The 22,776-nt window shown below is 53.6% G+C and carries 22 protein-coding genes and 6 tRNA genes; 18 read left to right on the forward strand and 10 right to left on the reverse strand.

Features of this window, described 5'->3' with window-relative positions; all coding sequences use genetic code 11:
* The first annotated feature begins 132 nt into the window (after positions 1-132).
* The 6 genes from GCU45_RS21265 to GCU45_RS21290 all read left to right on the forward strand — a co-directional run bounded on the left by GCU45_RS21265 (position 133) and on the right by GCU45_RS21290 (position 8,737).
* Positions 133-1,239, forward strand: coding sequence for an outer membrane lipoprotein-sorting protein (locus GCU45_RS21265; protein ID WP_076174843.1), 1,107 nt, complete (start codon positions 133-135; stop codon positions 1,237-1,239).
* 305 nt (positions 1,240-1,544) lie between these two features.
* Complete coding sequence (alr, locus tag GCU45_RS21270) at positions 1,545-2,729, forward strand: alanine racemase (RefSeq protein WP_105442107.1); 1,185 nt, start codon at positions 1,545-1,547, stop codon at positions 2,727-2,729.
* 230 nt (positions 2,730-2,959) lie between these two features.
* On the forward strand, positions 2,960-3,241 hold the full coding sequence (locus GCU45_RS21275; protein ID WP_036648438.1) for a CopG family ribbon-helix-helix protein: 282 nt from the start codon (positions 2,960-2,962) through the stop codon (positions 3,239-3,241).
* Between the two features lie 3 nt (positions 3,242-3,244).
* On the forward strand, positions 3,245-3,595 hold the full coding sequence (locus GCU45_RS21280; protein WP_076174838.1) for a type II toxin-antitoxin system PemK/MazF family toxin: 351 nt from the start codon (positions 3,245-3,247) through the stop codon (positions 3,593-3,595).
* 209 nt (positions 3,596-3,804) lie between these two features.
* On the forward strand, positions 3,805-5,994 hold the full coding sequence (locus tag GCU45_RS21285) for an alpha-galactosidase (RefSeq protein WP_152400338.1): 2,190 nt from the start codon (positions 3,805-3,807) through the stop codon (positions 5,992-5,994).
* A 544-nt stretch (positions 5,995-6,538) separates the two neighbouring features.
* Positions 6,539-8,737, forward strand: coding sequence for a Tex family protein (locus tag GCU45_RS21290; RefSeq protein ID WP_152403237.1), 2,199 nt, complete (start codon positions 6,539-6,541; stop codon positions 8,735-8,737).
* Between the two features lie 194 nt (positions 8,738-8,931).
* On the opposite strand, the gene GCU45_RS21295 is transcribed toward GCU45_RS21290, so the two are convergent.
* The gene (locus GCU45_RS21295; protein ID WP_152400340.1) at positions 8,932-9,495 is read right to left on the reverse strand and encodes a CGNR zinc finger domain-containing protein; all 564 of its coding nucleotides are present in this window, start codon (positions 9,493-9,495) and stop codon (positions 8,932-8,934) included.
* A gap of 150 nt (positions 9,496-9,645) precedes the next feature.
* Here GCU45_RS21295 and GCU45_RS21300 point away from each other — a divergent pair, with 150 nt between their 5' ends.
* Positions 9,646-10,134 (forward strand): DinB family protein, encoded by a 489-nt coding sequence (locus tag GCU45_RS21300; RefSeq protein ID WP_152400341.1) that lies wholly within the window; start codon positions 9,646-9,648, stop codon positions 10,132-10,134.
* Positions 10,135-10,240: 106 nt separating this feature from the next.
* On the opposite strand, the gene cmpA is transcribed toward GCU45_RS21300, so the two are convergent.
* Both cmpA and GCU45_RS21310 read right to left on the reverse strand, forming a co-directional pair.
* Positions 10,241-10,369, reverse strand: a complete 129-nt coding sequence (cmpA, locus tag GCU45_RS21305; RefSeq protein WP_089549977.1) for a cortex morphogenetic protein CmpA — start codon at positions 10,367-10,369, stop codon at positions 10,241-10,243.
* Positions 10,370-10,578: 209 nt separating this feature from the next.
* On the reverse strand, positions 10,579-10,932 hold the full coding sequence (locus tag GCU45_RS21310; protein ID WP_152400343.1) for a hydrolase/acyltransferase: 354 nt from the start codon (positions 10,930-10,932) through the stop codon (positions 10,579-10,581).
* A 139-nt stretch (positions 10,933-11,071) separates the two neighbouring features.
* On the opposite strand from GCU45_RS21310, the gene GCU45_RS21315 reads away from it, so the two are divergent.
* The 3 genes from GCU45_RS21315 (at position 11,072) to GCU45_RS21325 (ending at position 11,754) form a co-directional block, all read left to right on the forward strand.
* Positions 11,072-11,551, forward strand: coding sequence for a SprT family protein (locus GCU45_RS21315; protein ID WP_084204161.1), 480 nt, complete (start codon positions 11,072-11,074; stop codon positions 11,549-11,551).
* Positions 11,552-11,582: 31 nt separating this feature from the next.
* A tRNA-Asn gene (locus GCU45_RS21320) sits at positions 11,583-11,658 on the forward strand.
* Between the two features lie 7 nt (positions 11,659-11,665).
* Positions 11,666-11,754, forward strand: a tRNA-Ser gene (locus GCU45_RS21325).
* A 316-nt stretch (positions 11,755-12,070) separates the two neighbouring features.
* On the opposite strand, the gene tlp is transcribed toward GCU45_RS21325, so the two are convergent.
* Positions 12,071-12,280: a small acid-soluble spore protein Tlp gene (gene tlp, locus GCU45_RS21330; protein ID WP_152400345.1), complete on the reverse strand. Its 210-nt coding sequence runs from the start codon at positions 12,278-12,280 to the stop codon at positions 12,071-12,073.
* A 193-nt stretch (positions 12,281-12,473) separates the two neighbouring features.
* Between tlp and GCU45_RS21335 the strand changes: the two genes are divergently transcribed.
* The 6 genes from GCU45_RS21335 (at position 12,474) to GCU45_RS21360 (ending at position 15,187) form a co-directional block, all read left to right on the forward strand.
* Positions 12,474-12,548 (forward strand) — tRNA-Glu (locus tag GCU45_RS21335).
* A gap of 196 nt (positions 12,549-12,744) precedes the next feature.
* A tRNA-Lys gene (locus GCU45_RS21340) sits at positions 12,745-12,820 on the forward strand.
* Between the two features lie 31 nt (positions 12,821-12,851).
* Positions 12,852-12,937 (forward strand) — tRNA-Leu (locus GCU45_RS21345).
* A gap of 157 nt (positions 12,938-13,094) precedes the next feature.
* The gene (locus GCU45_RS21350) at positions 13,095-13,751 is read left to right on the forward strand and encodes a ThuA domain-containing protein (protein WP_167527181.1); all 657 of its coding nucleotides are present in this window, start codon (positions 13,095-13,097) and stop codon (positions 13,749-13,751) included.
* A 3-nt stretch (positions 13,752-13,754) separates the two neighbouring features.
* Complete coding sequence (locus GCU45_RS21355) at positions 13,755-14,420, forward strand: SDR family NAD(P)-dependent oxidoreductase (protein ID WP_152400349.1); 666 nt, start codon at positions 13,755-13,757, stop codon at positions 14,418-14,420.
* A gap of 26 nt (positions 14,421-14,446) precedes the next feature.
* Positions 14,447-15,187, forward strand: a complete 741-nt coding sequence (locus tag GCU45_RS21360; protein WP_152400363.1) for an SDR family oxidoreductase — start codon at positions 14,447-14,449, stop codon at positions 15,185-15,187.
* A 152-nt stretch (positions 15,188-15,339) separates the two neighbouring features.
* On the opposite strand, the gene GCU45_RS21365 is transcribed toward GCU45_RS21360, so the two are convergent.
* The 5 genes from GCU45_RS21365 to GCU45_RS21385 form a co-directional block, all read right to left on the reverse strand.
* Positions 15,340-17,292, reverse strand: a complete 1,953-nt coding sequence (locus GCU45_RS21365) for an amidase family protein (RefSeq protein WP_244364189.1) — start codon at positions 17,290-17,292, stop codon at positions 15,340-15,342.
* 229 nt (positions 17,293-17,521) lie between these two features.
* Positions 17,522-18,361, reverse strand: a complete 840-nt coding sequence (locus tag GCU45_RS21370; protein WP_152400365.1) for an AraC family transcriptional regulator — start codon at positions 18,359-18,361, stop codon at positions 17,522-17,524.
* 298 nt (positions 18,362-18,659) lie between these two features.
* A complete protein-coding gene (locus GCU45_RS21375) occupies positions 18,660-19,877 on the reverse strand; it encodes an MFS transporter (RefSeq protein ID WP_152400367.1) in 1,218 nt (405 codons plus the stop codon).
* A gap of 9 nt (positions 19,878-19,886) precedes the next feature.
* The gene (locus GCU45_RS21380; RefSeq protein WP_167372902.1) at positions 19,887-20,270 is read right to left on the reverse strand and encodes a MarR family winged helix-turn-helix transcriptional regulator; all 384 of its coding nucleotides are present in this window, start codon (positions 20,268-20,270) and stop codon (positions 19,887-19,889) included.
* A gap of 202 nt (positions 20,271-20,472) precedes the next feature.
* Positions 20,473-21,090, reverse strand: a complete 618-nt coding sequence (locus GCU45_RS21385) for a PAS domain-containing protein (protein ID WP_152400369.1) — start codon at positions 21,088-21,090, stop codon at positions 20,473-20,475.
* A gap of 248 nt (positions 21,091-21,338) precedes the next feature.
* Between GCU45_RS21385 and GCU45_RS21390 the strand changes: the two genes are divergently transcribed.
* Complete coding sequence (locus tag GCU45_RS21390; RefSeq protein ID WP_076173486.1) at positions 21,339-21,695, forward strand: helix-turn-helix domain-containing protein; 357 nt, start codon at positions 21,339-21,341, stop codon at positions 21,693-21,695.
* A gap of 89 nt (positions 21,696-21,784) precedes the next feature.
* Here the strand turns inward: GCU45_RS21390 and GCU45_RS21395 are convergent, their stop codons facing one another.
* Entirely contained in the window at positions 21,785-22,432 is a 648-nt protein-coding gene (locus GCU45_RS21395; RefSeq protein WP_152400371.1) for an urease accessory UreF family protein, read from the reverse strand.
* A 252-nt stretch (positions 22,433-22,684) separates the two neighbouring features.
* Here GCU45_RS21395 and GCU45_RS21400 point away from each other — a divergent pair.
* Positions 22,685-22,767, forward strand: a tRNA-Leu gene (locus tag GCU45_RS21400).
* Positions 22,768-22,776: the final 9 nt, after the last annotated feature.

The following is a 22,776-nucleotide window of genomic DNA, read 5'->3' on the forward strand; positions in this document are numbered from 1 at the left end:
GCGAACTAATAACATTAAATTCAGTAACACGGATTCGGTATCAGGCTTGTCATGCTAGTCTGCATAATGTGACCAAGTCCCTCATAGACATGTATCAATCAGTTCAAACCAAGTGCTAAGGGGGATGATGTCATGCGCCGGATTTCATGGATGCTCGCCATGATCTTGTGCGTTACGGTTGTGTTGGCAGGCTGTGGTGGCAAAAAGGATGCCGCTTCCGTTGTCAAAGACTTGAACAACGTGGTCGATACACTGCAAAGCAAGGATGGCTCTTACAAAGGAACGGGGAAAATGACGCTGTATACCGGGGAAAAGCCGCAGGAATACCAGGTGGAGGTATGGTACCAGAATCCAAACTACTACCGCATCAGCCTGACGAACGCCCAGAAGGACGTTACGCAAATCGTTCTCCGCAACGACGACGGGGTATTCGTGCTGACGCCAAGCCTGAACAAAAGCTTCCGGTTTAAAAGCGACTGGCCGGACAACCAGGGGCAAGTCTATTTATACCAAACGCTCGTCAGGGGCATCTTAAGCGATAACACCCGGCAGTTTGCCGCAGACAAGGACAGCTATGTATTCGATGTTGCGGCCAACTATCACAGCCAGTCTCTCGTCCGCCAGAAAATTTGGCTCAGCAAGGACAATTACGCGCCAAAACAAGTACAAGTCTCCGACTCTGACGCCCATGTCGTCGTTGAGGTCAAGTTCGACCAGTTCCAGTTCGATGCGAAATTCGATAAGGATTCTTTTGACATGAAACGCAACATGACCGTGCAAAGTGATCCGTCGGTCGGAACGGTGGCTGAGGTCGACGAAAACGGCAATCCGGTCGCATCCCAGGACCAGCCGCAGGGCGATAACGGGGAAGCGGCGCAGGAAGTCACCAAGGAACTGGGCGACTTTGGCATGATTATCCCGGATTACCTGCCTGAAGGCGTTACGCTCAAGGACAGCAACAAGTTGGACAACAGTGACAACCATGCGCTGCTGCTTCGGTATGACGGTACATACCAGTTCACGATCATGGAATCCCGTCCGCAGGACCGTGCCGTGTCCCTGATGTCGGGTGAAGTGGTGGACCTCGGATTTACGGCGGGCCTCCTGGCTGGCGATGAGCAGCAGACGCTGACCTGGATGAATGGGGACGGCGTGGAATTCCGTATTACAAGCGCAAACCTGCCGGTGGACGAAATGATACAGATCGCAGCGTCTTTACAGGAACAATCGGGTAAATAATACGCAGACAGGCGGACCCTTCGGGCCGGCGGGGCATGATTCCACCGGCTAAACGAAGGGGCTTTCGCCTATCCATCTTCGAAAACCGCTGTGGTACGGTAAACCAGCCGGATTCAGCCGGGGCGTGGTTCATTGACAGTCACCTTCCTGAACATTACGATTACATAGGATAAACGAAAGGTAAATGACAACAGATTTTCGATCCGATCCATCTATGTCATAGAATGATCGAACGAAAATGACAACTCTCCTTTCAATGACTGTATGTAATGAGTGTGTTAATTCTTAGAGAAGGTGACGAATGAATGCAGCAACAATATAGAGCAACTAGAGCGGAAATCAATCTGGACCATCTTCAGGCGAACGTTACGGCGTTTCGCCGGGCTCTGCCCGAAGGCATGAAATTTCTGGCCTGCGTCAAGGCAGATGCGTACGGTCATGGAGCCGTGCAGGTGGCGCGGGAGCTTGCGAGCATCGGAGTGGACTATTTAAGCGTCGCTTTCCTGGATGAAGCGATTGAACTGCGGCATGCCGGTTTGACGCTGCCCATCCTGGTGCTTGGCTACACGCCTCCGGAAGGCATAAGAACGGCGTGGGAGAATAACATAACAGTGACGGTGTTCAGCCCGGAGGTACGGGAAGCGATCCGGCAGCTCCCGGCGGACGCCGAGTCCAGACCGCTGAAGGTCCACATTAAGATCGACAGCGGAATGGGCAGACTGGGACTTCTTCCCGGCCCGGACGCCATTTCGTTTATCGAGTCGCTCTATGCTCTTTCGCAGGCTGAGGTTGAAGGCTTGTTTACCCATTTTTCCAAAGCGGACGAAGAAGATAAAAGCTATACACTGGAGCAGTACCGGCGTTTCGAGAGCGTGGTGGCCTCGCTCGGGGAGAAAGGATTCAGCCCTCCTCTTATACATACGGGCAACAGCGCCACAGCGATTGATACCCCTCAGCTGTCCTACAATATGGTCCGCGTCGGCATCAGCCTGTACGGATTGTATCCATCGGATGAGGTGAATCATCAGACTGTCGCACTTTCCCCGGTATTGACGCTGAAGACAGAGCTTGTATATGTCAAAACCCTTCCGCCGCATTGGGGCGTCAGCTACGGCGCCAGATATGTGACGGATCAAGATGAAGTCATTGGAACGCTGCCGATCGGCTATGCCGACGGGTACTCGCGGATGCTGAGCGGTAAAGCGGAAGTCCTGATCCGCGGCCGCCGCGTTCCCGTTGTCGGAACGATCTGTATGGACCAGTGTATGGTAACACTTCAATCTTTTGCCGAAGAGGCAGAAGAAATTCATGCGGGCGAGGAGGTTGTGCTCATCGGTCAGCAGTCTGGCCAGTGTATTACGGCAGATGAGCTGGCTTCTCAGCTGGGTACCATCCACTATGAGGTCATCTGTATGATTTCCCACCGGGTACCTCGTGTTTACACGAAGCACGGGGCGCTATACAACCGGGTCAACCCACTGCTCACCTAGTGCGAAGAAAGGCGGAATTTCAGCCTTTTTGCTGGAAATGAAGGAATACGGCACAAGCATCCCGAATAAAGGTAATGACGGAATGACTGTACGTAAATGCCGAGTCTAGTTTATAATGTATGCAGCATACCTGGTATATCTTCGGCATATATATTCCTTTGTATAAATTTCCTTGATTCAAGTTATACTGGGCACAAGGGTGAGAAGGTATTGTGGGGGTGGAACAGAAGGTGGCTAATATGCAGAATACCAAACGAATTATGATCAGCTTGCCAGATCATCTTTTGCAGGAAGTGGATGGCATCGTTGCGATGGAGAATTCGAACCGCAGTGAACTCATCAGGCAAGCCATGAAACTGTATTTAACGGAGCGCAAGAAACGTTATATACGGGAGTCAATGCAGCGCGGCTATATGGAAATGGCCAAGATCAATTTGACGATGGCATCGGAGGCCTTTCACGCGGAAGAAGATGCAGACAGCACTCTAGGCCGCTTAGTGAGCGGGGTGTAGACATTGATCGTAAAACGCGGCGACGTTTTTTTTGCGGATCTTTCACCCGTAGTCGGTTCGGAGCAAGGTGGAGTCAGGCCGGTTCTGATCATTCAGAACGATATCGGCAACCGTTTTAGTCCTACGGTCATCGTGGCGGCTATTACCGCCCAGATTCAAAAGGCAAAGCTGCCGACCCATGTGGAAATCGATGCGGTTTCGCATGGTTTCGACAGGGATTCGGTCATTTTGCTGGAGCAAATCCGGACCATTGATAAGCAGAGACTGACGGACAAAATTACCCACCTGGATGAAGAAACGATGAAAAAGGTGGATGATTCGCTGCAAATCAGTCTCAGCCTGATCGATTTTTAAGCGTTGAACCATAAGGTTGATGATATGGTTGTGAAGGATAAGGCGTACCCGAAAGGGGCGCCTTTTTCTTGTTTTTGAACTTGTTTTTAAGTCACATAAGTCCATTGTAAGGGGTTACGCATCCGCTATAATGAATGGTATCCAACGTATGAGCGGACAGGTGAGTACTGCATCTGCGTCTATCCGCTTGTGATATCAGGGAGGGAATTATGGCGATTCATATCGATACCAAGCAGCAATTATTTCATCTTCAGACCCGCAATTCAAGCTACGTATTTCAGATTCTTCCGTCCGGCTATGCCGCCCATCTCTATTACGGGAAAAGGCTGCGCGACGCTGACCTGAGCTGGCTGCTCGTGACGACCGAGCGGGCTTCCTTCAGCCCGAATCCGGTGCCGGAGGATCGTACGATCTCCCTGGACACGCTGCCGCAGGAGCTTCCGGTGTACGGAACGAGCGATTTCCGTCACCCGCTGGTACAGTTCCGGCTGCCTGACGGCTCAACCGTCACCGAATTCAAGTATGTGTCGCATCGGGTAGAACAGGGCAAGCCGCGGATGGAGGGACTTCCTTCGACATATGTGGAGAGCGAGTCCGAAGCCGAAACACTGTTTGTAAATATGCAGGATCCCGTGTCGGGGCTGCATGTGGAGCTGCAGTACACGGTGATGGAAGCTTATGATGCGCTGACCCGCTCGTTAAAAATCGTGAACGACAGCACGGAGCCGGTGGAACTGCTTAGAGCCCTCAGCGCAAGCGTGGACTTCCCGCGCTCCGATTACGAGTGGCTGCAGCTGTCCGGCGCCTGGACCCGAGAACGCGACGTTGTGCGCCGTCCGGTCGCCTATGGCATGCAGGCGGTGGAGAGCCGCCGCGGGGCCAGCAGCCACCAGCAGAACCCGTTTGCCGCGCTGCTGTCTCCGGGGGCGGATGAAGACCACGGCGAGGCCTACGGCTTCAGCCTGGTATACAGCGGAAGCTTTATCGCCCAGGCCGAGGTGGACCAATTCCGGACGACCCGTCTGTCGATCGGGATCAACCCGTTCGATTTCACCTGGCTGCTGGAACCGGGAGCCGCGTTCCAGACGCCGGAGGCCGTCATGGTCTATTCCTCCGAAGGCCTGGGAGGCATGTCGCGGACGTATCACCGGCTGTACCGCGAGCGCCTGGCCCGCGGCCAGTTCCGGGACAAGGAGCGCCCGATCCTCGTCAACAACTGGGAGGCGACTTACTTCCAGTTCAATGCGGATAAAATTGTCGACATCGCCAAGGCCGGCAAAGAGCTTGGGATCGAGCTGTTCGTCCTGGACGACGGTTGGTTCGGCCATCGCGACAGCGACAATTCCTCGCTTGGCGACTGGGTGGTGGATAAGAACAAGCTGCCGGGCGGACTGGAAGACCTGGTGAACCGCGTGACGGGCATGGGAATGCAGTTTGGCCTGTGGTTCGAGCCGGAGATGGTTTCACCGGACAGCGACCTGTACCGCAAGCACCCGGACTGGTGCCTGCACGTACCGGACCGGCGCCGTACGGAAGGCCGCCAGCAGCTGATCCTCGACTTCTCGCGGCAGGATGTGCGCGAGGAGATCGTACGGATGCTGACGGAGGTGCTGAGCAGCGCGCCGATTACGTACGTGAAGTGGGACATGAACCGCAACATGACGGAAATCGGTTCGGCGCTGCTGCCGCCGGAGCGTCAGCGGGAGACGGCGCACCGCTACATGCTCGGCCTCTACGAAGTGATGGAACGGATCACGTCGGCGTTCCCGAACATCCTGTTCGAGAGCTGCTCCGGCGGCGGCGGACGCTTCGATCCCGGCCTGCTCTATTACATGCCGCAGACGTGGACGAGCGATAACACCGATGCGGTGTCCCGCCTACGTATCCAGTACGGCACGAGCATCGTTTACCCGGTGAGCGCCATGGGCTCGCATATTTCCGCCGTTCCGAACCACCAGGTGGGACGGTCTACGCCGCTCGACATGCGCGGCTACGTCGCCATGTCAGGCAACTTTGGCTACGAGCTCGACTTGACGAAGTTCACCGAAGAAGAGAAGGAAGTCGTCAAGCGGCAGGTGGCGCTGTATAAGGAAATCCGCGGGCTCGTCCAGACCGGCGAGATGTACCGGCTCCTCAGCCCGTTTGAAGGCAATGAGACCGCCTGGATGTTCGTTGCGGAAGACGGCAGCGAGGCCGCGGTCTTCTATTTCCGGGTGCTGGCCGAATCCAACGCGCCGCTGAACCGCCTCAAGCTGAAGGGGCTCGATCCTGCCGCAGATTATGCGCTGGTGGGCACAAGCGAGGTGTACACTGGCGACGCCCTGATGTATGCAGGCATCGCGGTAGGCGCAGAGCGCGGGGATTACCACAGCGAGTTTTTCCGCTTCCGGCGCGTATAAGCCCCGGCCCTTTCCAAAATTAACCGGCCTCCGGCCTGCGTAAAGGTCTATACAGATGGAAGCCGCAGCAGTATGATGAACCTTGCCCTGTTTATGGGGTAAGGTTCTTTTTGCTTTTTCAGGGGAAATCTACCGTGGTATGGAAGCTTTCTCCTGCCAAACATGACCGCTGGAAAAATGGTTAAAAGTTTGTGATAATAAGATATGAAAACTTTGTAGATTTGCCTAAAGTTTTGGTTTGATCTCACAGTTTTCCATAGTGGCTGTCCGCCCGTTAATCGGACTGGCCGCCAGGCAAGCTGACACTGATACCTATAACGCCGCAGGAAGCCGCCCCGCTGATATGAAATTTTCGGTACAGGCGGTTTGCGGGAGCAGGCGTTTATAAACCAGACCAAGCCGATTTTTCGACTCGGACAAGTCTGTGGACCAATCACATGATGACGAATGAATGTTTTAATGACGACGATGATGAGAGAACGTTTGAATACATGGAAACACAAGTACGAATGGGAAAGAGGGATTTCTTTTGACGGAAAAGGAAATGGTTATCGAACAGAACGGTGAAGTACTGAAGGCACAGGAAAAGGAGCGGATCGTGCAGCAGATTGCCAAGGAGCTGCAGTTGTCCCTGAAGCAGATTCGGACGACGGTGGGACTGCTGGATGAGGGCAACACGATTCCGTTTATCGCCCGTTACCGTAAGGAAATGACCGGGGAATTGGATGAGAACCAGCTGCGCGGAATCGAAGAGCGCGTGACTTATCTGCGGAATCTGGAAGAGCGCAAGCGCGAGGTCATCCGGATTATCGACGAGCAGGGGAAATTGACCGGGGAGCTCAAGACGGCGATCGAGAAGGCGGCCAAGCTCCAGGAAGTGGAGGACTTGTACCGTCCGTACCGGCAGAAGCGTAAAACCCGTGCCAGCGTCGCCAAAGAGAAGGGACTCGAGCCGCTCTCCGAGTGGATCATGGCTCAGCCGAAGCAGGGGGATGTGCATAAGGAAGCCGCTAAATACGTCGATGCGGAAAAGGGCGTGGAAACGGCGGACGATGCGATTTCCGGCGCGATGGATATTCTGGCGGAGAACCTGGCCGACGATGCGACCATCCGGGCCTGGGTGCGGCGTTATACGATGGACCATGGGATGCTGACCTCGGAAGCGAAGGATCCCGAGCAGGAGTCCGTGTACGAGAACTATTACAACTACCGGGAGCTGGCGAAAAAAATGCCGCCTCACCGCATTTTGGCCATTAACCGCGGAGAACGCGAAAATATTCTTAAAGTTGGCCTCGACGTACAGCCTGAGTCGATCCACAATTTTATGGCGCGTCAGGTTATCAAGGGCAGCTCGGCGGTGCAGCCGATTCTCACGGCCGTTATTGAAGATGCTTACAAACGGCTGATCGCCCCTTCCATCGAACGCGAAATCCGTGCTGAGCTGACCGAGAAGGGGGAGAATCAGGCGATTTCGATCTTCTCAGGCAACCTGCGCAGCCTGCTGCTGCAGCCGCCGGTCAAGGGCCGCTGCGTCCTCGGGGTGGATCCGGCCTACCGGACAGGCTGCAAGCTCGCCGTCGTGGACGATACCGGCAAGCTTCTGGAGGTGGCCGTGACGTACCCAACGCCGCCGAACAACAAAAAGAAAGAAGCCGCCGCGAAGTTCAACGAGCTGATTAAGAAATACAGCATCCAGCTGATTGTGATCGGCAACGGGACGGCTTCGCGCGAGACGGAACAGTTCGTGGCAGAAGTGATCAGCGACATCGGCGTGCCGGACCTGGCTTACCTGATCGTCAACGAGGCTGGAGCAAGCGTGTATTCGGCGTCCAAGCTGGCCCAGGAAGAATTCCCGGATCTTGACGTTGCGGAGCGCAGCGCCGTGTCCATCGCCCGCCGCGTGCAGGACCCGCTGGCTGAGCTTGTAAAGATCGAGCCGAAGGCGATCGGTGTCGGCCAATACCAGCATGACGTCTCCCAGAAGCATTTGGACGAGAGTCTGAAGACCGTTGTGGAATCGGCCGTCAACCATGTCGGTGTCGACGTGAATACCGCTTCACCGTCGCTGCTGTCCTATGTGTCCGGCGTCAATGCGACGACCGCCAAAAACATCGTGAAATACCGCGATTCCAACGGTAAGTTTTTGAGCCGTAAAGAACTGCAAAACGTACCGCGGCTGGGAGCCAAAACCTACGAGCAGTGCATCGGATTTATGCGCATCTCCGAGGGCGATAACCCCCTCGACCGCACTCCGATCCACCCGGAATCGTACAAGGTGGTGGACCATCTGTTCCGCGAGCTTGGCGTCGGCATGGAGAAGCTGGGTACGCCTGAGCTGTCCGAGCTGCTGGGGCGTCAGGACGTGGAGAAGCTGGCGGAGGTGCTGGAAGTCGGCGTGCCTACGCTGCGCGACATTCTGGAGAGCCTTCAGCGTCCGGGCCGCGACCCGCGGGAGGAGCTGCCGCTGCCTATTTTCCGGACGGATGTGCTGAAGATCGAGGATTTGACCCCAGGCATGGAACTGCAGGGCACCGTACGCAACGTCATTGACTTCGGCGCCTTCGTGGACATCGGGATCAAGAGCGACGGTCTCGTCCACATTTCACAGCTTAGCAACGGCTACGTCAAGCATCCGATGGACGTGGTGTCCGTTGGCGATAACGTCACGGTATGGGTGCTCAACGTCGATTTGAAAAAAGGCCGTGTCGGCCTGACGATGCGCAACCCGAATCAGGGAGAATAACTTGATCGCAAGACTGCAAGTGTACAAGATCGGATCTTAATACGATCAGGATTCAACAAGATCAGTATATAGGGAGTTCCGGCCAACTAGGTGTTCTTTAGCTGGTCCATGATCGCTGCCGGACTCCTTCCCATAGCCCACCCGAAGAATGGAAAAAAATGTTTCCGGTCTTCGGGATTTTGGCATGTTCGGGTTTAGGTTTGGTTATGGTCATGCGGGGTGGCTTTTTTCCGTGTCCGGAATCGTCGAACCTTCATCAGATTCCCGCACATTTTATCATCGCAGTAGCGTTTGGAGCGGTTGCGGGTATCGTCATAATACACCCAGAGGCAGTCCGGATTGTCACAGATCCTGATTCTTGCCGTTTCGCCATTGGCGATCGTTTCGGCAAAAGACGCGGCGATCTCCGACATGACCTGCTGCCAGTCCCAGCGGACCGGATTGTTCCCAGTAGACAAGCTGTCTTCTCGGTAGAACAGCTCCCGAATGACGGGGCCGGCGGACATGACCGCATTTAGCCTGCCGATCGCCTCGGCGTCAAGGGAAACACCCTGGACGATGGAGGTGACCAAGCCATGGATCAAGGAGCGGAGCTCTTTCAGCTGCTGCAGCTCGTGGGGTTTTGGTTCATCGAGTAACGGCAGCTGCTGCTCCTGCAGCCATGCCCGCAGCCATCCGGGCCGGTCCAACCGGTCCTCGGACTTGCCGCTGCCCCGCCAATCATGCCAGTCGCTGTTCAAAAAATCATCCCAAAGCATTCGTTATCCTTCCTTTCAGGAACATTGTAACAACTAAATAATTATTTTGCTAGTTACTTGACCGGCAGAAATGGACTGTGTTAATTTATGGATGTAACTAATAAATTGATTTTAGTTCGTTACAAAAAACCGGACAGGGAGGATTTGCAGATGGGCCAAACTCAAGAGCAGCTGCAAAGATGGGATGAATGTTTCGATCAGGAAGGCTGGTATCCGCCGCTTGTACCGGCATTGGATGGTGTAACCGCCGAGGAAGCGGTATGGAAGCCGGAAGGGGAAGCCGTCAACACGATCTGGGAGAACGTAAACCACCTGCTTTATTACAAGGAATATTACCTGCAGCGGATGCGCGGCGAGGAACCAGACGGCAAGGCGTCCAGCAACGATGAGACGTTCAGCAACGTCGAAGATGGAGACGAAGCTTGGCAGAAGACGGTCGATCGTCTCAAAAAGGCCCATGGCGAGATCCGTAGCTTCCTGTCTGGTTTGAGTGATAGCGAGCTGAACGCGCCGTTTCGGGACAGGCCGCTTTCCGGCTTGATTCACAGCCTGATGATGCATGACGCCTATCATACGGGTCAGATCATTTTGCTTCGCAAGCTGAGAGGGAGCTGGCCGGCTTCGAGAAGCTTTGAGTAAGTAACAAGGAGCACACCAACTATAGAAATCATCAAAACCACACGCAAAAAACAGGCGGGTACACGGTACCGGCCTGTTTGCATGGAGCGGGCTCATTTCAAAATATTTATCGGGCGTCCGAGTTTTCTTCCGGGGCGTTTCGGTAGAAGAACCAGCATTCGTTGAGCAGTTTGATCTGGCGTCTGTCTTTTTTGTGAAACGCCTTCCTCAGCTGATTACAGAGCCATTGCGGCAAGGGTGATCTCCTCCTCTTGCATTCCGTCTCTACGGTCAGCATATGGGGAGAACGCCCAAAGCGTGCAGGTCTCATTTGAATTTCCCGGGTTCGGCAAGGGGACGGGATTGTATTTTTATAAACGTATCCCATTATGCATTCCTTCACGTTTCTCTTCGCTGTGAACTCGGTTCAGTTCATGGCTATTTCCGTAATAACGCTGCGGCCGCCTAGCCCTCCGCTTCCTCCTCATACCACTGTTCCAGTTGGGCTTGAAGGGCACGGATTTCGGTCAGCAGGGCGATGAGGGGATAGCTCTGTTCATCAATCGAAGCAAAGGACTGCTCCAGTGCGTTGATGTAGGCAAGCCCGTCCTGAATTTGCAGATGTTCCTGCAGCAGATCCAGCTGGTCGCATTCCGCCACGGCGAGAGGCAGCTCGGGGACGACGGTAGCCGTCAATTTGTCTATTTCCTTATTGAGGCGCAGGTTCAGCGCGCTGAGCTGGTAAGCATAATCGGCGGGCATTTCCACAAAAAAGAGGTCGGCATTTTTCTGTAAAATTACATATCTCATCTTCGGCATAAGGCGCAAAAATCTCCCTCCATAACATTCTACTTGTCAGTGTAGCGTATGGGGAAGTTATAATTCAAGAGAATGTTTCTTTCGGGACAACCGCCCCGAAGACCGTCAAATTCAGTCAGAGGAGGACCTCATGGACGTCATGAGCAATGAAGAGCTGCAAGCTTGGGTGGAGCGGATTTCGGAGGAAAGCTTCGGCCTGCCTTTCAGGCACCGGGCCACGTTCAACCGGAGATTGTCCACAACGGGCGGGCGCTATTTTATGAAAAGCCATCATATCGAGATCAATCCCCATCAGCTCGAAGCGAACGGGCGGGAGGAAGTGGAAAAGATCATCAAGCATGAGCTGTGCCATTACCATTTGCACCTGACGGGAAGGGGGTACAAGCACCGGGATCCGGATTTTAAAATGCTGCTGCAGCAGGTCGGGGGAAGCCGATACTGCCAGTCGCTGCCTTCGGCGCGCGAGCGTAAGGTTCAGCCTTACCGGTACCAGCTGGTGTGCCGCCAGTGCGGGATGGTATATCTGCGCAAACGCAAGGTCGATCCCCGCCGTTACCGGTGCGGGAAATGCGCCGGAAATCTTCGCTTGAACAAGCTTGACTCCGCTACAAAATCATGATAAATTATTTGGTGTTACCATATAACAACGTTCCCTGATAGCTCAGTTGGTAGAGCACTCGACTGTTAATCGAGTTGTCACAGGTTCGAGTCCTGTTCGGGGAGCCATTTTCTTGGAGAGATACCCAAGTGGCTATAAGGGGACCCTCTGCTAAGGGGTTAGACTGCGTAAGCGGTGCGAGGGTTCGAATCCCTCTCTCTCCGTTTTGAGATACTTCGTAAGAAAGCTCCCACCGCCTTTGCGGCTGGGGGCTTTTTGGTGTGAAAGGGATGAGGACCCTCAGGGGAGGGTTCGTCGGAGCATAAGCTTCGGGGGGATAGGCTTCGCAGTCTCGAACGAAGTGAGAGTATCCCTCTCTCTCCGTTTTGAAATACTTCGTAAGAAAGCTCCCACCGCCTTTGCGGCTGGGGGCTTTTTGGTGTAAAAGGGATGAGGACCCTCGGGGAGGGTTCGTCGGAGCAACAAAACAACCCCCATCCATCATTGGACAGGGGGCTGCTTGGACGAATCCTCAAAGCTTTATTTTTCGTCTTCGTACTCTTCCCGCAAGCCTTCAATCGCTCTTTCGCGCTTGGCGTTTTTGTGCTGAAGGTTGTGTACTTCCTGTCCGGAAATTTCCTCGGCGTGTTCGGCCAAATAGTCGTTGGTTTCGTTAATGTTGTCCTGCGTGTTGATAATGGCGGTTTTGATCTTTTCCGCGTTATCAGAACGGTCGTCTGGTTTAGCCATTGATTTTGTCTCCTTGTCGTGTGTTGATGTCATTGACATGTATAGGATGCCAAATAAGGGATGATTTTATGCCCGGGAATAGGAGAGAAATGGCAACGACACTTTTTTTAAAAATATTACAAAAAGGGCTTGCCAACCTTTTTTGTTCTATGCTATACTCAATCTTGTCGTCAAGAAAGTGATGTTACGATATGGCCCGTTGGTCAAGGGGTTAAGACACCTCCCTTTCACGGAGGTAACATGGGTTCGAATCCCATACGGGTCACCACTTTCATTGCTTGCAGCAGGGATGAGAATCCAATTATGGGTTCGTCGAAGCGCTGCATCGTTAGGATCAGCTTCGCAGTCTCGAACGAAGTGAGAGTATCCCATACGGGTCACCACTTTCATTGCTTGCAGCAGAATGAGAATTCCAATATCTGTACCATCTATAGCTTATGGGCGCACAGGTTGTGGATCATCGAGAGCCATTAGCTCAGTTGGTAGAGCACCTGACTTTTAATCAGGGTGTCGAAGGTTCGAGTCCTTCATGGCTCACCAGTTTTTTAAAATAGAAGTTCCCTTTAAACGTGCGGTAGTGGTGGAATGGCAGACACGCTATCTTGAGGGGGTAGTGGGCGTACGCCCGTGGAGGTTCGAGTCCTCTCTACCGCACCATAATTTGATTAATGACAATCCTTGCGAATGAGCAAGGATTTTTTTGTTATATCCGCATTCTGCATGATCGGACCTGGAACCGGGTTGCGTGGCAAGCGGGTTTCTGGAATACTGGGAGTAACACGCTTTGCAAACGCTGTCAAAGGAGGGGAACATCGTGAACATACTCGTATTATGCGACGAGCAATGGCATCCGGCCGATGTAGTGAAGGGAGGCTTGGAACCGCTTCGGACAGGCGGGTTCAATTTTCACTACATTTTGGAAACCGATGCCCAATGGCAGGACTCGCTGGAAAGGTTGCTTACGGAATATGACTTGCTGATCTTGGCGAAATCCAATCGGGTCTCCGCGGTAAAAGAGCAACCGTGGCTCACAGCCCAAACCGGTGGTCTGCTGCAGCGTTACGTCAGCGGGGGTGGCGGTCTGCTCGTTCTGCACTCCGGTACGGTGGGTTACCGGGACATAGAGGACGTGCGCGGGCTGGTCGGAGGTGTCTTTCATCACCATCCGGAGCAGTGTCCGGTCACGGTCGAGCCTATACAAGAAACAGAGATTACCCGGGGAGTCCAGGCCTTCACTTTGCAAGACGAGCACTATTTCATGGATATGACCGACCTGAGTGACGTGAATATATTTATGGTGACCCGGTCGGAACATGGGGAGCAGCCGGGCGGATGGACCCGAACGGAAGGCGAGGGAAGGGTTTGCGTGCTGACACCCGGCCACAATTTGGCGGTTTGGCTGCATCCGGGCTACCAGCAGCAGCTGCGGCAAGCCTTGACGTGGACCGCATCAGCGCCGAAAGGAGAATAAATCATGGACCAGGTTGTTTTGATTACGGAAGTTCACCGTCCGTGGGAATACGCACTAGTTCAGGAATTCGCCAAAAAGGGATGGCGCGTCATGGGGTGCAGTCCCGTTCCCGAAGAGGAATTTCAGGACGCCTTTGATACGGATAAAATACATATCTTCACGATGGATACAAGATCCAGAGAATCGGTGCAGCAGGCCGTCCGGCGGATTCAGGAGCATACTTGCCGGGTGGATCTGCTCGTTTGCGGAACGGCATCCAGCCAGGGCAGGGAGGCGGCTGGAATCGCCAAAATGTCGGCGGATCTCGTATTGGAAGATTACCAGGCGAATACGCTAGGTCCGATTCGTGTCATCGAGGCGTGCCTGCCACTTATGGATAACGGGCTGCGAAGAATCGCGCTGCTGTCCGATGTCCAGGGCAGTTTGGGGCTTGGCCTTTCGGGGGCAGGGACAGGATATGCGATGTCCAAAGCTGCCCTGCATATGGCGTACACCATGCTGCATGGAGATTTGAGCGGCAAGGGGTTCACGTTCCGGCTGTTTGAGCCTGGATCGGAGCTTGAAACGGGAGATTCGGCTGAAGCGGCGGCGGCTTATTTTACCGGGGCCCGGGAGGATGAAGAGCGGGTGGTTATGCTGGATTGGCGGGGACAGGAGATTTCTTTATAACGGGCTTAAAAAGGAGGTGCTTACGGATGAGCAGGAGCAGAATCGCCGTTGTTACAGGCGCGGACCGGGGGTTGGGACTTGGCATCACAAAAAGGCTGCTGGAGCTGGGCTGGGACGTTTTTGCCGGGAGTTACCTGGCGGATTGGCCGGAACTGACAGAGCTTAGACAGAAAGAGCCGGAGCGGCTGCATGTCATTCCGCTGGACGTAGCCAGCGATGAGAGCGTTCGGGCGGCCAGCAGGGCGGTTGGGGGCAAGACTGATCGGGTGGATGTGCTGATCAATAATGCAGGGATCGCCACGCGTTACCCCAGAACGATTCATGAAGAGCAGGTCGAGGAGGAACTGCTGCGAATTTACAACGTTAACGCGGTTGGGCCCATGAGGATGGCGCAGGCGTTTATGCCGCTGCTGAGAGCGGGGTCCGGAAAGCGCATGTGCTTCGTGTCCTCGGAAGCGGGGAGCATCAACCGCAGCTTTCGCGATAACTGGTACGGGTACTGTATGTCCAAAACCGCGCTGAACCGGGGTGTTCAATGCCTGTTTGACGAACTCCGTCCTGATGGCTTTACCTTTCGCCTGTACCATCCGGGCTGGGTCAGATCCTATATGTCGGGTGAGCTGAATACCGAGGGTGACCTGGATGCCGATGATGCGGCGCGCATGGCGGTGGCCTATTTTCTGCGGGATCGCTATGAAGGACAAGGGATTCAGGAGGAAGACCGGCTGGTCATGAGGGACTGGATGGGCAGGGAGTGGCCATGGTAGGAAGCTGATATGGAAAAAGGAAAAAGCGCACCTTACGGCACGCTGAAAGGGTCGGACCTGATTGGGGTGTCCGCCCGGACAGGCAGCCGGGGGTGCGCTTTTTGAAAATGATTCTTAGATGGTATGTCGGATAGACGATTTCTTGGGTGTCATTAAGGCGTCGTCTGCGGTGCCACGCGGTGGTGAGTGTGCTGCTCAAAGCTGTACGCCAGCTTGATCAGCTCCGGCTCGCTGAAGGCTCTGCCGAAGAAATCGATGCCGACCGGCAGATGGTCGCTGGTGAAGCCGGCCGGTACGGTGACCGTCGGCCAGCCGGTGAATGAGCTTAGTTTGAAGGCGTCGCCCGCCACCTGCTCCTGGCCGATTTTCACGGCTGTTTTGGAGGAGGTCGGGAAGATAAGGGCATCCAGATGGTTGTCCGCCATCATTTTGAGGACCGCTTCCTGTACGTATTTGGTGCGGAACAGGACGATGTCCTTGTACTCCTGGGAGTCCAGCGATTCACGGTTGTTGCGGTCAATCAGGGCCTTTTCAATCGACGGGTCGTATTTGCCCGAAGCGATCAGCTCGTCCAAAGACTTGTAAGGCGTAGCGTCGCCGAGGGACTTCAGGTAGTCGTTGAATTGGAACTTGAATTCCCAGGCGCTTAGGCTTCCGTATTTATTGATGAGATCGAAGTTCGGAATTTTGACGTTGTCCACCAACGTCGCCCCGGCCGCTTTCATCTCTTCGATAGCCTGGGACACGACTGCGTTGACCTGGGCATCGTCTCCGAATACTTCGCGGACGATACCGATCCGGGCTCCTTTGAGGCCGTCCTTATCGAGATAATCCGTATAATCCTTCGGTACGAAGCCGACGCTCTTCGCGGTGGCGATGTCCTTCGGGTCATAGCCGGCCGTCGCGTTCAATATGAATGCGGCGTCTTCCACGGTACGGGCGATCGGGCCGCCGGTATCCTGCGTCAGGGCAAGCGGAGCGATGCCGTAGCGGCTCGACAATCCGACCGTCGGACGAATGCCGACCAGGCTGTTGAACGAGGAAGGAATCCGGATCGATCCGCCGGTGTCGGTACCCATGCCTACGGCTGCCAGATTGGCGGCTACTGCGGCTGCGGTTCCACCGCTGGATCCGCCGGGTACGCGGGTCGGATCATAAGGATTCAGCGTCTGCCCACCCAATGAGCTGACGGTTGTATAGCCAAAAGCGAACTCATGCAGGTTAGCTTTGCCGATAATAATTGCCCCGGCATCGCGCAGCTCCTTGACTTGTGTGGCGTCCTCCGGAGGGATGACATCCTTTAAGCCGATATTCCCGGAAGAGGTCGGCATGTCGGAAGTGTTGTAGTTGTCTTTGACGATCACCGGAATCCCGTGCAGCGGGCTGCGTTCCCCTTTGGCTGCGCGTTCGGCATCCAGCTGCTTCGCCGTTTCCAGCGCTTTATCGTTCAAGGTGATGATGGTGTTCAGCTTCGGGCCCTGGTCATCGTACTTCGCGATCCGGTCCAAATACTGCTGGACAAGTTCCTCTGAGGTCAGCCGGCCGGTTTCCATCGCCTTTTGCATCTCTGTAATGGTCGCTTCCGTCAGCTTGAATGGCTGCAAATATTGATACAGGCGGTAGATGATCGTGGCGGCTTCCCGGTGCGTCAGCGGCTTGCCGTATCCGAAAGTTTGGGAGGAGCTGCCTTGCATCAGGCCGGCGGTATAGACATTGGCGATGGCTTTGCTGTAAGGACTGCCTCCGGCAATGTCTTGGTAGCCTGCGGAAGCGGCGTAAGGGACATGGATGACGGAATCCAGCAGTACGGCGGCCTTTTCGCGTGTCAATGCACCGCTAATATTGGAACCGGACGGGCTTACCGTCGTCCCGGCTTCTTCAGCTGCGAGTTTCATCGCTTCGGCAAACTCTGCGGCGGTAATCGGTTTGCTGCTGGCGGTAAGGGAGGTCAGAGATTTGGGCATCCAGCTCTGGGACAGTGCATCGGCCGTCTCACCGCTTAGAGCTGCTGCGGAAGCGGCTGGTGAGGCAAAGGCCAGCGTCGGGGTCAGCGATAAAGCTGAAACGATTAAAACCGTGAATAGATTGCTCTTAAAACTCTTCAAGTCGTTCTCCTCCAATACAGCGTTATGTATTCTGACTTTTTGGCGGAAGGAAGGCATCGTTTGAAATCTCCGCGGGAGAAACTTCGCAGGATGGAGGACGAACCCGCAGAAACTGGGGATAAACGAATGCCTTCACTCCGTCATTGGAGTCTATTATATTGAAGAAGAGTTAACATGAATTGTATAAAACGGAAGTCGTGTCAGGAAAGTTTACGCAACAATAACTAGATTACGATTTCCGCAGGAGCTGCACCATCCAGCGGGTTGGGCATTCGCTGCTGAATTTTTTGAACTCGTGGATAAAGTGGGCCTGGTCGTAATAGCCGTACTCTGAAATGATGTCGTTAAAAGCCGCCCGCGACGGATGCAGCAGTCTGCCCACGGCCGATTGATACCGGATGATTTGGCAGAACAGCTTGGGAGAGAGGCCTATATATGCCTCGAACAGGGAACGAAAACTCCGTGTTGAACAGTCCATGGCTGTAGAGAGCTCGGTTATGCTGATATTGCCGCAGGACTGAAAAATAAGCCGGATGGCCTGATAAAAGTGCGATGGTACAGAAGCGGCAGTGCATGGCCCGGAATGAAGCAGCTTACGGAGGCCGCTGTGGAAACTGGATATTCTGCGATGGAAAGAGGCCTCTTCCTGCTGGATTTGCTGTATGGCGGCGGCTGGAATGGATAAGGCGAGATCCAGCGGCGTGGATCGGTCCGCCAATTCTTTTAGCGGAATTTTAAAAGCAGGAGCGAGGGGGACGGGGAGCAGCCGGACACCGAAGTATAACGTGCCTGGACGAAACGGCACCTCCCGACGGCAAAGAACGCTGCCGAGAAGCAAGGAATCGGTATGGGGGCCTCCGACCGGGAACAACATATCGACATGTCCCCCAGGCAGCACGGGGCAGCGTCCTGAGTGGCCGCATGGGACCGAGAATTGGTAGAACAGAACAGGCAGCGGAGTGTCTGGTAATAAGTCGCAATGCTCTGTGTAATCGGAAAAATGCTTGGCAAAGCCCGGCTGAACGGGCATAAACGTCTCGAAGGCAGTGGATGCGGCCGGCATGTTCATCGTAATCTCTCCCCCGGAATTGGAATAGGAATATAGCTTATGGTAGATAATATGACTATTTTACTCCTTGATTGATAGATTTGAAAGTATATTTAACATTTTAAGTAATAAAATATGACATTAAATTATGAAGTGATTTTCAATGATGCATTGGGAGAGCCTCTAGAGGAACCCAGGGGAACTACAGGGAGTAGAGTGATCTGTGGACTGGGGGGCATTTGGCTGTGATTGTAAAAAAATAAAAAGCACCCTTCTGCCAGGTGCAGAAAGGTGCTGAATCGATAAAGCCTAAGGGGCTTTATACGGTTGTGGACGTTCCGGTATCGCGGTTTGGCATGTTGTTGTTCTTGGCCCGTTTGGCAAGATAGAACGCGTATACCATGATGAACAGGACGAGGAACAAGGATGCGTAACGGTACATTGCCCCGTAAGTCGAGTATTGGGCGATCTGGCCCAAAATCATGGCTCCAACGGCGATGCCAAGGTCCAGCGAGTTGAAATACATACTGTTGGCGAGTCCCTGCTTTTGCGGAGGAACCTGCTGCAGCATCCAAGATTGAAGGGTCGGCTGAACCGTACCGAATCCGAGGCCGTAACACAGGGCGGCCAGGGCTAAAAATCCGGTGGTATGGGCATAAGACAGCAGCCATAGCCCTCCAATGAGCAGCACCGCCGACGGAATGAGCAGGGCGATATGTCCCTTGCGGTCGTAGATTTTGCCCGAGATGGGCCGAATCAGCACGACGGCGACCGCATTAAACAGAAAGAACAGCGATGCGTTCGCGAGGCTGGCCTCTTTTCCGAACAAATTAATAAAACTGAGCAGTCCGCCATAGGTAATGGACATCAGCAGGTTCATCAGGCTGGGCAGAAGGAGCGCTTTTGGAAAGCCCTGCTTCTGGGGAACCGCCGTAAATTCTTTTGGAATGGCAGGGGCGGCCGGCTTTACCTTTTTGGTCAGCGGAATGACCAGCGGGAAGATCAGGGCAATAACGATTAGTGTAGCATATACCAGCGTATCGAACCCTTTGTTCTCCAGAAGCGCCGTCCCGATGACAGGTCCAAGCGAAAGGGCGATGCTTGTCGATAGTCCGAAATAGCCCATTCCCTCGCCCAGTCTGCGGACCGGTATGATACCGGATGCCATCGTAGGCAGCGTCGTGCTGCCCATGCCGAAGCCCACCCCGAACACGATCCGCATCAGCAGCAGCAGCGCCATCGTGCCGCTCCACAGGTAACCGAAGGTGGCGAGCAGCGCTAAGGCAAGGCCGATATATAAGATTTGATTACGGATGCCTCTCTCCAAAGCCTTGGCGGAATACAGGCGCGCCGCGATCGCAGCCAGCGAGAACAGGGTCGTAAACATGCTGACCATGAAGGCGCTGGCGTGAAAATGTTCTTTTACATAGCCGGACAGAGGGGATACGATCATTTGCAAATTTAAAAATAACAGCAGGTTGCACAGCGTAAGCATAATAAACTCACGCGTCCACAGTTTCTCTCGGGTGTCGTTCATAGGTGACTCCTACTCCATTAAAATTCGATCTATATTTTTATTGATTTGATCCATGATGCGGTTCAGTGACTCCAATTGCTCGTCGGTAATGCCGGCGATCAGCTCGTCATTGAGCTTCAGCTCCATCGGGATCGTTTCTTTCATCAGCTCCTGCACGGCTGGCGTGGCGTAGATTAAATAAGCCCGGCGGTCAGCCGGATCCGGCTTGCGCTGAATCAGTTCTTTCTTGTCCAGCACATCGAGAATGCGGGTGATGGAGGGCTGGTCTTTGCCGGAACGAAGCGCGAGTTCCTTCTGGTTAATGCCTTCCTGGAGGTGAACCTGGTACAGCACGGACCATTGCTCGGGCGTGATGCCGTAAGGCTTAAGCAGGCCTGCAAAAATAGAAGACATTCTGCGGGACATATTTCCGTATCGGAAACCGATCGTTTGGGACGAAGATGAGAAGCGGGTCAGGGAAAACACTCCTTCAAAATATAATTGTCATAACAATTATATGGATATGAACAAAGAACGTCAACGAAAAAAAGATGCGGCGCGTTGACGATGATTTTGAAGAAGTGTTTGGTTGGGGAAGAGACTGGAGGTGGTGCAGCTACTGATGAGTAGGCGTGTCCAATATGGACGAGTACTTGGGATACAGCCGGCGTATGCAGTCCGGGCAAATATCGTGCGTGAATTCGGTGTGGGCATGCTTTTGCAAAAAACTCTCGATGGAATTCCACAAGTCATCGTCATCGCGTATTCGTTTGCAGACGGCGCAGATGGGCAGCAATCCGCGTAGAGTGCGGATCTGAGACAAGGCGGTCATCAAGTCGTTCTCCAGCTGCTTGCTTCGGCTGATATCCGACAGGCAGACGATCATTCCTCGGGGATCCTCCCTGGCGCCGTTCCGGAGGGGGAAAGCCTCGATTTGAAACCAGCGGGAGGGCTGGATGCAGCTCGACCGGAATTCGTTCCTGTAGTATGTAGAAATACCCTGCAAAACCGCCTGGAGTCTGTCCAGGTCTTGTTCGTCTTCTCCTGAAAGGGCGTCGGCGATTTGCATAAAATTAATACCAACCCAGTTAAAGGATTGGGGGACGCCTTCGTCATATGCGCTTTGAATCCAGGCGTGGTTCACTGAAATGATAACTCCTCCGGCATCCACGACGGCAATACATTGCCTCATGGCATGGATCAATTCATGATAAGAAATGTCGAGTGTGTGCAAAAGCGGTCGCTCCCTGTCTTGGTATTGGTCATAAGCGGGCCCGAATCGCGTTGGAAAGGTAATGTCAGATATGAAGTGAATGATTGCAGGGCGGTTGGATTAGAAAAGGGACTAATGATACAATAAGAGCCATAGGTATGGAAATTCCTAATATAAAGAATACTATACACGTTTTTGCGTCATATTGCAAGCATAAAAATTACTTAAATGCGTCGTTTTTTTGCGACATGACTGGAAGGCGGTTTTTTATGCAATCCATTTACGGACGTATTGAGGCATTGATTAAGCAGAAGGGGATGACCAAAAAGTCGTTTTGCGAGCAGCTTAATATCAGCACGGGGAATTTCGGAGATTGGAAAAGGGGGAAGTCCACCCCGAGTACCAATAAATTGATCGAAATTTCGAGCTTTTTCGGCGTCAGCCTTGACTGGCTGATTCTGGGCAAGGAACCGGGGCCGTATATGGTGAAAGAGCAGCAGGATCCTTATTTGTGGGAGAACGGAAGGCAGTTAAACGAAATGCCGCTATCCGATCACGAGAAGGAGTTTATCAAGGAGTACATCAAGTTTGTGGAATACCGGAAGAACCAGTCCCGCGATCAGTAAAATGAAGGTCAAGTACATAGATGGGAACAGAAAAGGCACTTCGCTGCGGCAGGGCAGAGCGGAGTGCCTTTGTGGTGTTGTTAAAGGGGTCACGAGGCGATATGGGAGTCGTTCTTCTGGATATTGACAAGGTCTGTGGGCAGGGAGTCTTTCTCCGCTGTCCATGCGCGCTCCATTTCAGCCGTCCATTTGCCGGCCAACGCTTTGGCGTCGTGAGGCGGAATGCTTAGCGAGCGGGCAGCGAGCTGGATGCATGTGCAGACCGCAGATTGCATATAGCCATAAACGGTGTGGTCGCGGCTGGACCCGAGCTGATAGTTGACATAGGCATGCGCCGTGGCCAGGCAGACGGGAGACAACTCCTTCTGCGCGAGTTCGTCAAGAACCTTCAGATTGAGCCAGGGGTACAGGGCCTGGGCCAGTTTCAAAAGTCTTCTGCCCCGTTGGCGCACTGCTTCATCATTTTCATGTCCGAGGATGTACCGGTCAATTCGGGCGATCTGACGGATATCCCGTTGGTCGGCAGCTGCGTAAATCGCCAGAATGGCCGCGCCGTCTTGGTGGACCAAGCGATTCATCATCGGATGAAGGATGAACCCTTCCAGCTCTTCCTGGCTCTGGATGCGCCCTTCTGCAATTCGGGTTTGGAGGTCAAACACATGGCTGAAGCCTCCAACCGACAAGTCGTTATCCAGCGTTTGCACGTAATCGAGCAGTTTGGTGCTTTTGTCGTTCAACACGGTCACCTCCAGATTATCTTATGATAAAAAATATGACGTGAATTGCAGAATGAAATCATCGATCACTATTATTTGTAAGTTAATATTACATAATTATAATGATTTGTCAATGTAAGAGCAACTTATTCACTGTATTTATTGGTTTTCGTGTTATATAATATTACACAAATGATGTTCTAACGCATTTCCCTTTACAATTCGGATGATTTTGTGTATAATAAAAAAGTTCGCTAAATGAACTTTGGATATGCGGTAGTGGTGGAATGGCAGACACGCTATCTTGAGGGGGTAGTGGGCGTACGCCCGTGGAGGTTCGAGTCCTCTCTACCGCATCTATGAAC

Source organism: Paenibacillus cellulositrophicus, assembly GCF_009363095.1.
GTDB classification, from domain to species: Bacteria; Bacillota; Bacilli; order Paenibacillales; family Paenibacillaceae; genus Paenibacillus_AQ; species Paenibacillus_AQ favisporus.

Excerpts from the sequence above, each read along its gene's own strand:
- tlp (WP_152400345.1), bottom strand. The coding sequence starts at position 12,280 with ATGGCTAAACCAGACGACCGTTCTGATAACGCGGAAAAGATCAAAACC.
- GCU45_RS21375 (WP_152400367.1), bottom strand. The coding sequence starts at position 19,877 with ATGAACGACACCCGAGAGAAACTGTGGACGCGTGAGTTTATTATGCTT.
- GCU45_RS21295 (WP_152400340.1), bottom strand. The coding sequence starts at position 9,495 with ATGCTTTGGGATGATTTTTTGAACAGCGACTGGCATGATTGGCGGGGC.
- GCU45_RS21290 (WP_152403237.1), top strand. The coding sequence starts at position 6,539 with ATGGTTATCGAACAGAACGGTGAAGTACTGAAGGCACAGGAAAAGGAG.
- GCU45_RS21310 (WP_152400343.1), bottom strand. The coding sequence starts at position 10,932 with ATGCCGAAGATGAGATATGTAATTTTACAGAAAAATGCCGACCTCTTT.
- GCU45_RS21370 (WP_152400365.1), bottom strand. The coding sequence starts at position 18,361 with ATGAACATGCCGGCCGCATCCACTGCCTTCGAGACGTTTATGCCCGTT.
- GCU45_RS21360 (WP_152400363.1), top strand. The coding sequence starts at position 14,447 with ATGAGCAGGAGCAGAATCGCCGTTGTTACAGGCGCGGACCGGGGGTTG.
- GCU45_RS21300 (WP_152400341.1), top strand. The coding sequence starts at position 9,646 with ATGGGCCAAACTCAAGAGCAGCTGCAAAGATGGGATGAATGTTTCGAT.
- GCU45_RS21380 (WP_167372902.1), bottom strand. The coding sequence starts at position 20,270 with ATGTCTTCTATTTTTGCAGGCCTGCTTAAGCCTTACGGCATCACGCCC.
- GCU45_RS21265 (WP_076174843.1), top strand. The coding sequence starts at position 133 with ATGCGCCGGATTTCATGGATGCTCGCCATGATCTTGTGCGTTACGGTT.
- GCU45_RS21315 (WP_084204161.1), top strand. The coding sequence starts at position 11,072 with ATGAGCAATGAAGAGCTGCAAGCTTGGGTGGAGCGGATTTCGGAGGAA.
- GCU45_RS21285 (WP_152400338.1), top strand. The coding sequence starts at position 3,805 with ATGGCGATTCATATCGATACCAAGCAGCAATTATTTCATCTTCAGACC.
- GCU45_RS21390 (WP_076173486.1), top strand. The coding sequence starts at position 21,339 with ATGCAATCCATTTACGGACGTATTGAGGCATTGATTAAGCAGAAGGGG.
- alr (WP_105442107.1), top strand. The coding sequence starts at position 1,545 with ATGCAGCAACAATATAGAGCAACTAGAGCGGAAATCAATCTGGACCAT.
- GCU45_RS21355 (WP_152400349.1), top strand. The coding sequence starts at position 13,755 with ATGGACCAGGTTGTTTTGATTACGGAAGTTCACCGTCCGTGGGAATAC.